The following is a 13,241-nucleotide window of genomic DNA, read 5'->3' as shown; positions in this document are numbered from 1 at the left end:
CTATCCCCACCATTTTCTGAGATACAGCAGTCCTGATATGACGGTTGTTGTCGCCACGACGACAACGCCAATGTCGGTATAGAGATGATGATAGGGGAAGGCGGCCATCATTGGCGTTGCCACCCCTGTTTGTCCCAACAAAACCCACAAGGCGAGAGCAAATTGCAATGCCGTATTGACTTTACTGATAAAGAGAGGCTTCACATCGGCGCGCTTTTGTTCCAACAGATACGCCATGACAATGCCGACAATGATAAACATATCACGAAAGACGATGATAATAACGAACCATAGGGGAAGCCACGCCATGACACCAATGGTGACATAGACACAAAGAAGGAGCACCTTATCAGCAAGGGGGTCAAGATAGACACCTACGTGGCTCGTCTCGTTGTGAAAGCGGGCAAGGACGCCATCAATCATGTCCGTCAAAGCCGCCAGCACGAAGAGCATCGATGCGATGACAATGTGAGACTCCAAAATAAGCCATAGGACGACAGGGGCTGACACAAGGCGCACCAGTGACACGACATTGGCATAAGACAGCACGATGGATGTGTGCGATTCTTGTCTTTTTGTCTCTAGCACGGGTCTGCTCCTTCTTTTTCTCGTAAGGGGCATGGGTAGTCGCTATCGAAAAGAAGCCATAGTTTGTCTTCTTGGTGGAAGAACAGCTCCATGCCTTGACTGCTCAATTGACGCCTAAAGATAGGAAGGCTCGCGGCCACATAGGCATCGAGCAAAGCGTAGTCGCGTGACAGCGAGACAATGTTCACCCTTGATATGACGGGATTTTTTTCCACCCGTTCTTTCATGCGTATCCAATCAGCGAATCCTTGATAAAACACTTTGACTTTGATTCTTCCCACGACATTGTCATCACCGGGCGCATAGAGATTGAGGCGTTTCCAGCGTTCCTCGAGGGTTGCGTGCGTTTTTTCGGCTGCTCGAATGAAGAAAGCGCTCTCATGCTCTCCCTGTTTGCGCGATAGGAACATGGAGACATGGTCTGGCGGGAGCTGTTTCACAGAAAAATGATATTCCAAGACCTCTATGCGTAAGAGATTGATTTTGCCTTCCGTATCGAGGGTGGGCTGTAAGATGGCAACAACAAGATGTTGGGCTTCGAGCGCATGGGCGAGGGCTGCCAAATCTTCTGTGGGATTTGTCGCTTCTTCTTTTCCTACGAGTTCCGATGGCACATTCTCTGGCACAGAATGACGATAAAAGGGAGACGTGACGGGAACATGCTTCCATGCTTGAAGCCATGGGTTTGCAGAATCCCACAGGAGAGAAATCCCTGCTTGACGATAGAGGGGGAGAATGACGACTTTACCGGCATCACTGGCAACAAAGGGAATACTCAGCTGACTCAATAATTCCTGCACCAATGGTTTATCGAAACGCCATGTCATGCGGGCAAAATAGTTATCTTGGGTAAAGCGCTCTTCATTGATGTCGAGCCCTAAGGCGAAGAGGCGAATATCTGAGATAGCGATCTCAGGGAGGCGTTCGTGGTCTTCCGTCAATGTGAGGGATGTCAACAGCAAGCGAAAGGCGTCGGTGCGGGTGCTGATGAGCGCTTCTTGGCGCGCTGAGGCGATAGAGCCAGCGGCAATATCGATTGTGACATCAGGCACAACATAGGCGTCAGCCTCCTGTAGGGCTGAGGCGTGCGATGGGAGCAACATCCCCATAAGACACGTGGCCATCCACGACATGCACTGAGAGGGACGTCTCAACAAAGAAGGCAAGGAACGCACCATTTTTCGGATAAAATTCTCATGGGCGTAAAATAAGACATGATTCATGGTTTGCCAAGTCTTGCGTTATGAGCCACCACAGGAGCGATTTTTGTCGACCCCTCTTTTTTTTATGTGTTATATCTCAAGAGAGGCACAAAGGAGCAATAACGTCTTATGATACCTCACGACAGACACCTCAGAGCGACACGCATGCCACACACTGACGCATCATCTGCCTATCGTCATGCGGGGGTTGATACACGGAAAGGACAAGACTTTGTGTCCTGTATCGAGCCAATGGCACAAGCAACCCATAATGGCTTAGCAGAGACGGGGGCACTGGTGCTTGGCGGATTCGGTAGCGTGCTCGATACATCCAAGATTGAAGATGTAGATAAATCATTGGGACGCAACCCCTTTCTCGTCTCATGTTGTGATGGCGTTGGCACGAAATTATTGCTTGCCCAGACCCCACAGCACCACCAGCATATCGGCATGGACGTCGTGGCGATGTGCGTCAATGATATCGCGAGCATGGGAGGGCGTCCTCTGTTTTTCCTCGACTATTATGCATGTGGACAATTGGACATCGAGTCGGCGCGCCATGTGCTGGATGGTATCCGTCATGCATGTCAGGCATGCGGTTGCGCGTTGGTGGGAGGCGAGACGGCAGAGATGCCGGGCTTGTATCAAAAAGGGCATTATGACATTGCGGGCTTTGCTGTCGGTGCTATCCCGCGCTATTACCACACCAAGAAACCCGCCTTGCAAGAGGGCGATACGCTCCTCGCGTTTCCTTCCTCTGGTGTCCATGCCAATGGCTTTTCTTTGATACGGCGTATCATCGAGGAGCATGCCATCGATATAGACAGACCCTTCCTCGATGGCGACACAAAATCTTTGCGAGAGCAGTTGCTGACACCGACAGAACTCTATACGACACCATGTTATGCACTCGTCCGCGCAGGCTTGGCGAAGGGATTTGCCCATATCACGGGGGGTGGCTTGAATGAAAATATCCCGCGCATGTTCAGCCATGAATGGAAGGCTGACATCAACGTGAAGGCTTGGACCATCCCCCCCCTACAGAAAGCACTTGCTCAAAAGGCGCGTATGGATGAAGAGGAATGGCGTCATGTCTTTAATAGCGGTATCGGCATGGTTGCCATTGTCGACGCGAACCATGTCGACAAAGCCAAGAAACACCACCCCCCAGCCTTCGAGATAGGGCAGATAACGGCAAGAAAGGACGGCCAAGAAGCCGTGCGCTATTTCCATGACAACATATAACGACTCTCTGTGACGTCATGCCCCTGTTATGCGTCTCAACCTTGCCATTCTTGTATCGGGGCGTGGAAGCAATCTCAAAAGCATAGCGCACGCATGTCAAGAGACAGACTATCCCGCCCGTATTGCCATTGTTATCAGCAATCATCCTTCTGTTCCCGCCTTATCCATTGCCCGCACCTTTGGCATTGACACCCATTGTGTGGACTCGGCAGAGTATGGCACAAGGGTTGCCCATGAGCATGCGCTCCATGACGCCTTGCGTCCCCATACGCCAGATTTATTGTGCCTTGCTGGCTATGACCGCCTTCTCACGGAAGAATTTATCGCCAGCTATCAAGGACGTATCATCAACATCCATCCGTCCCTTCTTCCCGCTTATAAGGGGTTAGATGTCCATAGGCGCGTCATTGCGGCGGGAGAATCCTCTTCAGGCTGTTCTGTCCACTATGTGGTGAAAGAGATGGACGGAGGCGACGTCATCGACCATATCTCTGTTCCTGTAGCACAAGACGACACGCCAGAACGTCTGGCAGCGCGGATTTTAGAACAAGAACATATCCTCTATCCCAGAGTGATACGTGCGCTGAGCCACACATGGGGCCAGCCACATGGCCATCAGCAAGAACACGCGACACCCGTAGGCAAGACATCATGAACATTGTCATTATCGGCGCTGGCGGTATTGGTGGCTATCTCGCCAGCATGCTGGGCGCTTTTCACGGGCGACATCACGCTCATGAGGCTCATGAGGCTCATGGGTCGTCTCGACGCCTCCATTGTGTCGCCAGAGGCACCCATGGACGTCATATCCAACGGCATGGGCTCACCTTGACGCATGAAGGGACAGAGGCGCGAGCTGATAGACGATGTCGCGCCCTCACGGCAAGTCCGTCCATGCCGTCTTTTCACCCTGATATTGTCCTTTTCTGTGTTAAAATGACGGATTATGAGAGCGCGTGCGCGCTGCTCCGTGCGCTCAAACGACCCACCCTCGTCCTTCCCCTGCAAAATGGCGTTGAGGTGACGTCTCTATTGACGCGTGACGTCCCCCACCATCGCATTGGGATGGGTGTTGCCCATATCTCTTCTTTCGTGAAAGAGGCTGGTGTCATATGCTTGAATGGCAACCTTGCCCGTTTCTCCTTTGCCGTCTCGGATAAGAAAGACGAGGCGTTGCTGGACGCCTTCATTGCCTACGGGAAAGAGGCATCCATACAATGCCGCCAAGTGCCTAAGGACGTGATGGCGCGTATGCTCTGGGACAAATTCATTTTTCTCACGACATTTAGTGGCCTGACGACATTGACGCAACAGCCCCTTGGGGTATTGCGTTCTCACCCCCCCACATGGCGGCTCTTCGAGGAAGGATTAGACGAGGGAGAACGCGTGGCACGCGCCTATGGCATATCTTTTCCAGAAAGCCCCAAAGTCACATGGATGAAAACGGCATCATCCTTGCCCGCCTCCTATCGCGCCTCCATGAGTCTGGATAGAGAGCGAGGACGCCCGCTGGAACTACCTTGGCTATCAGGAGGATTGGCGCGTTTAGCAGAAAAAAAGACTATTCCCGTTCCCATCCACCGCATGATCACAGCCCTATTGAGCCTATGACGTTGATGTCAGGAAACGTTCCACGTCCAATGCGGCCATACAGCCCATGCCAGCGGCTGTGACGGCTTGGCGATAGATTTTATCACACACATCACCCGCCGCAAAGACGCCCGCAACAGATGTCTGCGTGCTTCCGGGGGCGACTTTAATATAACCATCTTCATCGCATTCGAGGAGTGTGCGGAAAATCTCCGTGGCGGGGTCATGGCCAATAGCGACAAAGACACCCTCTACGTCAAGGCGGCGTGTTGTGCCATTCTTGCTATGCTCAACGACAATCCCTTGTACGGCGCGTGGGTCTTTCGTGCCATAGACCTCTCGCAAGACATGGTCCCACATGATCGTGACCTTGCCACGAGATTCATAAGCTCTGAGTCGGTCTTGTAGGCATTGTTCAGCGCGTAGGCGATGACGGCGGTGCATGAGAGTCACATGCGACGCATGGCGCGTCAGATAAAGCGCCTCCTCAACGGCTGTATTGCCACCACCGATAACGACAACATGTTTGCCCCGATAGAAAAAGCCATCACATGTGGCACATGCGGACACGCCATAGCCTTTGTAATACGCTTCACTAGGCAACCCTAACCATCGCGCCTTTGCCCCTGTCGCAATGATGATAGCATCCGCCTCGATGAGGCCGCCGCCATCGCACCAAGCCGTCATGGGGTTTTGTGAGACATCGAGGCGCACAATGCTCTCGCGCATGAGACGCGCCCCCATACGAGACGCCTGACGTTGCATCGACTCCATGAGGTCTGGCCCTTGAACGGCATCCACAAAGCCCGGATAGTTCTCGACGTCGGTGGTGATGGTGAGTTGTCCGCCCGGCGCTAACCCACTCACCAAGAGAGGCGCTAAATTGGCGCGAGCAGCATAGATGGCAGCGGTACAGCCAGCGGGGCCCGTCCCTATGATAAGAAGCCGTGTTTTCTCTTTTTTTGTTGTGTCTGCCATGATCGCTCCATCTCTTTAAAAAGGGTGACATCTTGCCACATATATCATATAGTCATCCATCATACCGCCACCATCCCATATACCGAAGAAAGGATATGACAGCATTCATGAGTCTTTTACGTTCTATCTCTTGTGTCAGCGTCTGGCGTTGTCTTTCCATCCTGTGTCCGTTATGCCTTGCCTATGTAGCCTATGGGGCGACTGAGAGCATGGCGCATATGATGATGGATGACACTGAGGCCACTGACGCTCCTTCCGTCTATTTCATCACGCCCACGGATGGCGCTATCGTCACGAGTCCTGTGAAGGTGCGTTTTGGCTTAAAGAATTTTGGCATTGCGCCTGCTGGCATTGAGTTAGAGGGGACGGGACATCATCACCTTGTCATACGTCCGTCTGACGACCCTGAGGCGACAGCATTGCCTGAGGCGGGAACGGAGATGGCGTTTAGCGAGACCCTGCTTCATTTTGGCGGCGGACAGACGGAAACAGAGCTGGACCTCAGGCCCGGCGCGTATGTTTTGCGTCTTGTGCTGGGCGATGCCTATCACTATCCCATTCCGTCACTCCATTCTGAGCCTATCACCATCACCGTCAAGTGACGTGCTAAAAATAGTGAGGACAAGAGGCATCGTTTCATATAGACTCGCCATGATGTCATTGTCCCTTTAAGGGTGGGGAGGGTGGTATCGGGGCACAATGTTTAACAAGGAGACGATCGCGATGGCAAAATTCTTCCAAAAACTCTCGAACGCGCTGTTACTTGGCGTCGGTTTGCTTTTAGGCTTGCTTCTGGTGCTGGATTTCCCGCAATTTGACCAAGCAGGGTGGGCATTTCTGTTCCGTTGGCTGCATGTGCTTTCAGGCATTATGTGGATAGGGCTTTTGTGGTATTTCAATTTCGTGCAGATACCGAGCATGCCATCCATCAGTGATGCGCAAAAGCCAGCCATCACCCAAGTCATCGCACCAAGAGCGTTGTTTTGGTTTCGTTGGGCGGCTGTGGCGACTCTTGTGACAGGGCTTATCCTTGCCATGCTCAGTGGTTATCTCGTGGATGCACTGACATTAGGCTTGATGGACCCTTATGCCAGCGAACGTTCTGTTGCCATTGGTATCGGCATGTGGTTGGGGATTATCATGCTCCTTAATGTATGGGCTGTCATATGGCCTCATCAGAAACGCGCCTTAGGCATTGTGAAGGCCAGTGATGCGCAGAAGAAAGCCTCAGCGACAACAGCGATGATGTTTTCCCGTATCAATACGGCACTCTCCATTCCCATGCTCTATTCGATGGTCTCGGCACAAAATCTTTACTGAGGCGGGAGGGGGGCGCATGCGTGGGGCGTAGCCAAGCGGTAAGGCAGCGGGTTTTGATCCCGCCATGCGCAGGTTCGAATCCTGCCGCCCCAGCACAGAAGAGGCTAATGTTGCCAAGCTGTCAGGGTGAGCAATTGCCACGTCAGGGTGCGTGAGCTCTCTTGCCATCTTTGTTCGGCATGGCGAAAGAGCGCTGAAGGGGCGAAGGCACGGCAACGCGTCTCGAGGCAATTCTGTTCGCCAGTTGCCCGTAGGATGTCTATGACACGAGAGAAGTCGTCTTCTTGGTATGTCAAGACATCCTCATCGACGACATGATGTTGAAATCCCGCGCGTTTCAGTAAAGACGGGCAATCTTGCATGCGCGGGAGCGGCATGATACGTGTGCTCGCACCCTGTCGACATGCCAATTCAGCATGGATAAGAATCTCGCCTAAGGACGCTAAACTCCCATGCCCCGCCATCGTCGCCATGAAGAGGCCATCATGGGCGAGACAACGGCGCAATTGCGCCAATGCCCCCACAATATCATTGAGCAGATGCAAGCCATAATTGACAATAATGACATCGAAGGCGCATGCGTCAAAGGGAAGCATCTCGGCACATGCCGTGATACAATGTTGTTCTTTTGCCATAGGAAAACGCTTGCTTCTCTTGGCACAGAGAGAGGAAAACCCGTAAGATTCATCGAGCATGACGAGACGTTCGATGGGATGACGAGAAGAAAGGGCATGCCCCAATGTGCCACAGCGGGCATCGATGATAAGGACGTTATCAAAACAACGCTTAACATCGGCAAGGCGCTCATAGAGGCGCATGGCAGCCTGTGTCGAGACATAGTCATAGCATAGAGGATGGGCGCAACTCCGCTCACGAAAACGCCTACGGGCAACATGGTCGAAAGGATGACGCATAGGACATAACGGCATATCTTGGCAGGACAGAATGATGATACAATAGGCACAGCGCGCCTCCTCTTCAACTATTGAGCGATGACATTGAGCCTATGGACAAGACACCATCATAGCAATCAGGGCCCTTATGGCCATGAGAGGAAGGGCTGGGGACGTGCCTTAGAGAGCGCTGGACGCTGGATGGCGGATATTCTGCTACCCCATCGTTGCTACCATTGTGGCGTCGTGGTGGGGAATCGCGGGTTATGCGCCTCTTGCTGGTCGAATGTCTTTTTTATTCATGCCTCCTGTCCGTGCTGTGGGCAGGCCTATGAAGTGACGCCCTCGAGCGATGACTCCTCCCTCTGTTTGGCATGTCAGGCTATGCGTCCTCTATGGCGGCGGGCGCGTTCTGTCTTTTTCTATCGAGGGGTCGGACGTCAGCTGATTCTCTCTTACAAATATGGCAACCGACTGGATGCGTCCGCCTATTATGGCACATTGCTTTTCCATGCCTTGACGCCTTCCATGCGTTCTTGCGATGTCCTCATGGCCGTTCCTAGTCATTGGACACGCCATGTGTGGCGTTCCTACAATCAAGCCTATACGCTCGCATGCGCTCTTAATCGCCATCTGCGGAAAGAACTCGTTGTAGGCGGATTGGTCAGAGTGAAGGCAACAAGAAAACAGAAAGCCTCTATGGCGTACGCCCAGCGCCACAAACGCCAACAGGCATTTTTAGAACGTTATGACAATGTCAAGGACGCCTTTCGCCTCACACCCGCCACCAAGAAGATGATCAAGGGACAATCCGTGCTGTTGGTTGATGACCTTTTGACATCAGGCGCAACAGTCGATGCATGCACCCATACGTTGATGATGGGCGGCGCGCACGCTGTGGATGTCGTCACCCTTGCGCGTACAGGCACAACACTTCTATAAGTGTTTGAGAGAGACAATGGACACAGAAACACACGTCAAAAAAGGAGAGATACCATGGCAACCGAACCTCCTCACACCCTTCCCCACCAGAATCCTTCATGGGCGGCATGCGTTGAGATGTATTATTCGCCTTTCTGTGGCTACTGCCAGCGGGCGATACGCCTGTTCGAGCGCCATGGGGTCGCCTATGAAGGCTATAATGTGCTGACGACAGCCTCCATGCGTGATGATATGGCACAGCGCGCCCATGGGCGACGCACCGTCCCACAAATTTTTATCAACGGACATCATATTGGCGGCTCAGATGAATTGCACCAATTGGAACAGAATGGACAACTCCAAGCGCTGTTACGTAAAGCCCCCCATCATGGAGAGGGTGAGGGATAGGCGCTATGGGTAAACAATGCTTCACCATAGGGTGCGTGCAGACCAATGCTCGTGAGGATGTGGAAAAAACCCTCGATGACGCTGAAACGGGAATCCTTGAGGCAGTGGCGCGTGGCGCGTCTCTCGTCATCACCCCTGAGAATGTGGCAGGCATGCTCCCCCTCAACACACATCCCCAAGCCATCGCCTATCCCCCCCACCGCCATCCTTGCCTGACGCGTTTTTCCCATCTCGCACAACAGCACGCCATATGGCTCGTGGCGGGTTCTGTCACCATCCGCCTTGATGATGGCAAGGCACATGGCAAGGAAGGCGCGCCCTTCGTCAATCGTTGCTATGTGTTCTCTCCCGAAGGAAAAGCGGTTGCCTATTACGACAAGATCCACCTCTTCGATGCCAATTTAGACGCCCATGGGCAGTATAACGAATCCCGTTTCTATCAGGCGGGACACCATGCCGTCCTTGTGGATGTGGACGACTATGGCGCTTTCATCGGCAAGCTGGGGTTAACCATATGCTATGACGTGCGTTTCCCTCGCCTCTTTCATACGTTAGCACAAGGCGGCGCCCATATCATTTCGGTGCCAGCGGCATTCACGCGTCCCACTGGCGAAGCGCATTGGGAGACGCTCTTACGCGCTCGCGCCATCGAGAATGGCGTCTATATCGTGGCGGCAGCCCAATGTGGCGTCCATGGAGGAGGACGCGAGACATGGGGACACTCCCTTATCATCAGTCCGTGGGGCGATGTCCTTGCTCAAGGGGATGGGACATCCCCATGTGTTATCACAGCGCCCTTTCAACGGGAGGAGATCACCCATGCGCGCCGCCGTTTGCCATGCCATCACCATCATCGCCCTTTTCACCTTTCTGGAGCGTCAGAAAATAGTGAACATCGGTGGAAGGATGAAGACGAAACACGCGCGCCATAGGGTCAAAGACGAGACCTTGTTGGTGGACAACATGTGTGGCATGGCGCTGGCGTTGCCTATGGATGATGTGGGTTAGCTCTTGGGGTGTCAAAAAGCGATTCCAGTCATGCGTTCCCCTCTCTAGTAGACGCAAGAGATATTCCGCACCAACAATGGCAACCATGAAGGACGTCCATGTGCGATTGAGGGTCGAGAGAATCTGTATGCCTCCCTTTTTCATGAGGGTTATGCTGTCTGTGAGGTAGGAGGCGGGGTCAGAGACATGTTCGATGACTTCAAAATTGATGACAAGGTCATAGTGAGCAGGGGCGCTCTGTGCCATGTCAGACACAGGACAACAGCGATAATCGATGGTGAGATGATGGGCTTGGGCATGGCGTCTTGCCACAGTGAGAGGGCGTTCGTGGATATCGATGGCGGTGACATGCGCCCCCAAGCGGGCGAGGGCTTCGGCAACAAGCCCGCCGCCACAGCCAATATCGATGACGTTCATCCCGTGTAAAAGCGCATGCGGGCGTGACGTGTCTGGCGTTAAGAATCGCTCTACCTGCCTCTTAATATGGAGAAGACGTGGCGGATTGAGCCAATGGAGGGGCGCAAAATGGCCATGCTCGTCCCACCAATCATCATGGCGATGAAATGCCTCAGCCCATTGCTGTGTCATGTCTCTATCCTCCTATCTGTAGGGTGAGAGACTTGCTTAGGCGCGCATATCTCTCTATGAAAGAGGTATAAAGGGATAGGCGTCAAAAATCCATTGCCTCTTAACAATGCACTATATCGTTCACAAATTTGGCGGGACATCGTTACAAGACGCACACAAGATAGGGATGGCAGCCGACCGTGTCGTTGAGTCATGGACAGCGGCGCGCCAGACACATGGTGATGTCAAAGGAGTGGTCGTTGTCTCGGCTATGGGTCGTTTCACCAATGAACTCGTAGGGTATGTCGAGGCATGTGGTCGCGCGTCTTATGACGTGGGAGAATATGACGTGGTTGTCTCGAGCGGAGAGCAAGTGACGAGCGGCCTCATGGCACTGGCCCTCTCATGTCGCGGGCTCTCTTCACAATCTCTACAGGGGTGGCAAGTGCCTATCAACACCGATAACCGCCATGGGAAAGCGCGTATTCTCTCTATATCAAAGGAAAAGCTAGAGGATGTATGGAAAGAAAAAGACATTGTCGTGATTCCGGGCTTTCAAGGCGTGTGTCCGTCTGGACGCATTACGACATTGGGGCGAGGAGGGTCGGATACGACAGCTGTCGCCATGGCGGTGGCGGTGGGCGCATCATCTTGCACGATTTTCACCGATGTTCGAGGGATTTACACGGCAGACCCTCGTTTTATTCCCCAAGCGCGCCGTATCGACCATATTGCCTACGAGGAGATGCTGGAACTGGCGTCCCTAGGGTCAAAAGTTTTACATGCACGTTCGGTAGAGCTTGCGATGAGATACCATATTCCTATACACTTACGCTCAACCTTCGACAGGGAACGAGGGACATGGATTATGGAGGAGGAGTCTGCGCTGGTGGAAAGCCCGACGGTACGCGCGGTGGCCTTGGAGGATCACGAGGCAAAATTGACGTTGCTAGGCGTTGCCAATCGTCCGGGAGTCGCATGCGCGATTTTTAAGAAATTGAGCGAACGAGACATCAGTGTCGACATGATCGTGCAAAATATCGCTGAGGATGGGAAAACAACGTCGGTGACATTCACGGTGTCGCGCGAAGACCTTGCTCAGAGCAAGAAAATTATAGAGCAGGAACGTCCAACGATAAACTATCGGGGGTTTCTCACCGATGACCATGTGGCAAAGGTCTCCATTGTTGGCATAGGCATGCGTAACCATGCGGGTATTGCCAGTCGGGCGTTCCAAGCTCTTGCCGAGCATAATATCAATATCCACGTCATTTCCACATCGGAGATTAAGATAAGCCTCCTCATTGCCAAAGATCGTGGCACTGAGGCAGTCCATGCCCTTCACCATGCCTTTCACCTGGAACAGGCATCAGACCATGGTCGACAATAACAGCATGTATGTTCTATGTGCGCGTCTCTAACGAATTCCTACACAGAGCATAAGAATTGGCGGCGCGGCGCCAATTATTTAGGCGTGCGCTATCCCATCATATCTGGCGCCATGACGTGGGTCTCAGAGTGCCATTTGGTCGCTGCTGTCTCTAATGCCGGTGGCTTTGGCATGCTGGCGGCAGGGGCGATGAATGCATCCCAATTGCGTGAGGAGGTCAAGAAGACAAGAGCCTTAACCGAGAAGCCCTTTGGTGTGAATGTGATTTTGGCCCATCCTGAGATCGAGTCTCTTCTATCGGTTTGTTTGGAAGAATCGGCAGGAGGAGGCTTAACCCATATGGCGTTTGCTGGTGGCATGCCGAAATCGAGCATGCTCAAACGCGTGCGCGCGCATGTCCATGCCCTTGCCTTTGCGCCTTCCCTTGCCATTGGTCGAAAGCTCTTACGTTCTGGCGCTGATGCCTTGATTTTAGAAGGCATGGAGGCGGGTGGGCATATTGGCTCTGTGTCAACGACGGTGTTAGCGCAAGAAATTCTTCCCTTTCTTGACGAGGAGGTCGTCTTTGTGGCGGGGGGTATCGGACATGGCTCTATGATTGCGCGCTATATCGATATGGGCGCTAGTGGCGTGCAATTGGGAACGTGTTTTGTCTGCGCTGAGGAGTCCATTGCCCATGAGAAGTTCAAACAGGCATTCATTTCTGCCAATGCGCGCGATGCGCAACCATCACCCCAGTTGGATGCCGCCTTCCCTGTGATGCCTGTGCGCGCCTTAGCGAACAAGGCGACAAAAGATTTCCTCGAGGCGCAAAAAAACGCCATCCATGCCTATGAACAGGGGGACATCGATAAGATGGAGGCGATTTTACGCATAGAGAGATTTTGGGCGGGGGCGCTACAAAGAGCCGTCATCGAAGGCGATGTGGATTATGGCTCTCTGATGGCGGGACAATCGGTCGGCATGGTGAAGGGCATCGAGTCAACACAGGCGATCATTGACCGCTTGGTTGGCGAGATGGGCTAAAGAAACACTTGCTTTTATCGGCGCAATGACATAGCCTTCCTTGTTCCCATGGCGAACGTCTGGGCTGGGCGCCCATGGCGATGGTTGTAAAGAGCATGATAGGAT

General features: G+C 53.0%; 14 protein-coding genes, 1 tRNA gene and 1 pseudogene. 11 read left to right on the top strand and 5 right to left on the bottom strand.

Annotated elements, in window-relative coordinates; genetic code table 11:
* Together GDA54_02840 and GDA54_02835 are read right to left on the bottom strand one after the other, a co-directional pair.
* On the bottom strand, positions 1-588 hold the full coding sequence (locus GDA54_02840) for a CDP-alcohol phosphatidyltransferase family protein (protein ID MBC6497241.1): 588 nt from the start codon (positions 586-588) through the stop codon (positions 1-3).
* Positions 582-1,811 (bottom strand): hypothetical protein, encoded by a 1,230-nt coding sequence (locus GDA54_02835; GenBank protein MBC6497240.1) that lies wholly within the window; start codon positions 1,809-1,811, stop codon positions 582-584. The genes GDA54_02840 and GDA54_02835 overlap by 7 nt, the downstream gene beginning before the upstream one ends.
* Positions 1,812-1,955: 144 nt before the next feature.
* Here GDA54_02835 and GDA54_02830 point away from each other — a divergent pair, with 144 nt between their 5' ends.
* From GDA54_02830 to GDA54_02820, 3 genes and pseudogenes are all read left to right on the top strand, one after another.
* Positions 1,956-3,035: a phosphoribosylformylglycinamidine cyclo-ligase gene (locus tag GDA54_02830; GenBank protein MBC6497239.1), complete on the top strand. Its 1,080-nt coding sequence runs from the start codon at positions 1,956-1,958 to the stop codon at positions 3,033-3,035.
* Positions 3,022-3,690 (top strand): annotated as a pseudogene (locus GDA54_02825) (phosphoribosylglycinamide formyltransferase). The gene GDA54_02830 and the pseudogene GDA54_02825 overlap by 14 nt, the downstream one beginning before the upstream one ends.
* Positions 3,687-4,646 carry a 2-dehydropantoate 2-reductase gene (locus GDA54_02820; GenBank protein ID MBC6497238.1) on the top strand — a complete coding sequence of 320 codons (960 nt, stop codon included), beginning with the start codon at positions 3,687-3,689 and terminating at the stop codon, positions 4,644-4,646. The pseudogene GDA54_02825 and the gene GDA54_02820 overlap by 4 nt, the downstream one beginning before the upstream one ends.
* Here the strand turns inward: GDA54_02820 and trxB are convergent.
* Entirely contained in the window at positions 4,641-5,603 is a 963-nt protein-coding gene (trxB, locus tag GDA54_02815) for a thioredoxin-disulfide reductase (protein ID MBC6497237.1), read from the bottom strand. The two genes, GDA54_02820 and trxB, sit on opposite strands and share 6 nt — an antisense overlap.
* A gap of 95 nt (positions 5,604-5,698) precedes the next feature.
* On the opposite strand from trxB, the gene GDA54_02810 reads away from it, so the two are divergent.
* The 3 genes from GDA54_02810 to GDA54_02800 all read left to right on the top strand — a co-directional run bounded on the left by GDA54_02810 (position 5,699) and on the right by GDA54_02800 (position 7,016).
* Positions 5,699-6,205, top strand: a complete 507-nt coding sequence (locus GDA54_02810) for a DUF4399 domain-containing protein (protein ID MBC6497236.1) — start codon at positions 5,699-5,701, stop codon at positions 6,203-6,205.
* 121 nt (positions 6,206-6,326) lie between these two features.
* Complete coding sequence (locus tag GDA54_02805) at positions 6,327-6,923, top strand: urate hydroxylase PuuD (protein MBC6497235.1); 597 nt, start codon at positions 6,327-6,329, stop codon at positions 6,921-6,923.
* A 21-nt stretch (positions 6,924-6,944) separates the two neighbouring features.
* A tRNA-Gln gene (locus GDA54_02800) sits at positions 6,945-7,016 on the top strand.
* 11 nt (positions 7,017-7,027) lie between these two features.
* Here the strand turns inward: GDA54_02800 and GDA54_02795 are convergent.
* Positions 7,028-7,837, bottom strand: a complete 810-nt coding sequence (locus GDA54_02795; GenBank protein MBC6497234.1) for a methyltransferase domain-containing protein — start codon at positions 7,835-7,837, stop codon at positions 7,028-7,030.
* A gap of 78 nt (positions 7,838-7,915) precedes the next feature.
* Here GDA54_02795 and GDA54_02790 point away from each other — a divergent pair, with 78 nt between their 5' ends.
* From GDA54_02790 to GDA54_02780, 3 genes are read left to right on the top strand one after another with little or no spacing between them, the layout of a single operon-like run.
* Positions 7,916-8,758 (top strand): ComF family protein, encoded by an 843-nt coding sequence (locus tag GDA54_02790; protein ID MBC6497233.1) that lies wholly within the window; start codon positions 7,916-7,918, stop codon positions 8,756-8,758.
* A 54-nt stretch (positions 8,759-8,812) separates the two neighbouring features.
* Positions 8,813-9,145, top strand: a complete 333-nt coding sequence (gene grxC / locus GDA54_02785) for a glutaredoxin 3 (protein ID MBC6497232.1) — start codon at positions 8,813-8,815, stop codon at positions 9,143-9,145.
* 5 nt (positions 9,146-9,150) lie between these two features.
* Positions 9,151-10,077: a carbon-nitrogen hydrolase family protein gene (locus GDA54_02780; protein MBC6497231.1), complete on the top strand. Its 927-nt coding sequence runs from the start codon at positions 9,151-9,153 to the stop codon at positions 10,075-10,077.
* Here the strand turns inward: GDA54_02780 and ubiG are convergent.
* A complete protein-coding gene (gene ubiG / locus GDA54_02775; GenBank protein MBC6497230.1) occupies positions 9,959-10,741 on the bottom strand; it encodes a bifunctional 2-polyprenyl-6-hydroxyphenol methylase/3-demethylubiquinol 3-O-methyltransferase UbiG in 783 nt (260 codons plus the stop codon). The two genes, GDA54_02780 and ubiG, sit on opposite strands and share 119 nt — an antisense overlap.
* Before the next feature lie 106 nt (positions 10,742-10,847).
* Between ubiG and GDA54_02770 the strand changes: the two genes are divergently transcribed.
* Both GDA54_02770 and GDA54_02765 read left to right on the top strand, forming a co-directional pair.
* Positions 10,848-12,110, top strand: a complete 1,263-nt coding sequence (locus tag GDA54_02770) for an aspartate kinase (GenBank protein ID MBC6497229.1) — start codon at positions 10,848-10,850, stop codon at positions 12,108-12,110.
* A 15-nt stretch (positions 12,111-12,125) separates the two neighbouring features.
* Entirely contained in the window at positions 12,126-13,136 is a 1,011-nt protein-coding gene (locus GDA54_02765) for a nitronate monooxygenase (GenBank protein MBC6497228.1), read from the top strand.
* Positions 13,137-13,241: the final 105 nt, after the last annotated feature.

The sequence above is a fragment of the Alphaproteobacteria bacterium GM7ARS4 genome (assembly GCA_014332745.1).
In the GTDB taxonomy this organism is placed as follows: domain Bacteria; phylum Pseudomonadota; class Alphaproteobacteria; order GM7ARS4; family GM7ARS4; genus GM7ARS4.
The sequence above is the reverse complement of the archived record's forward strand: the minus strand, read 5'-3'. Positions and strand labels throughout refer to the sequence as shown.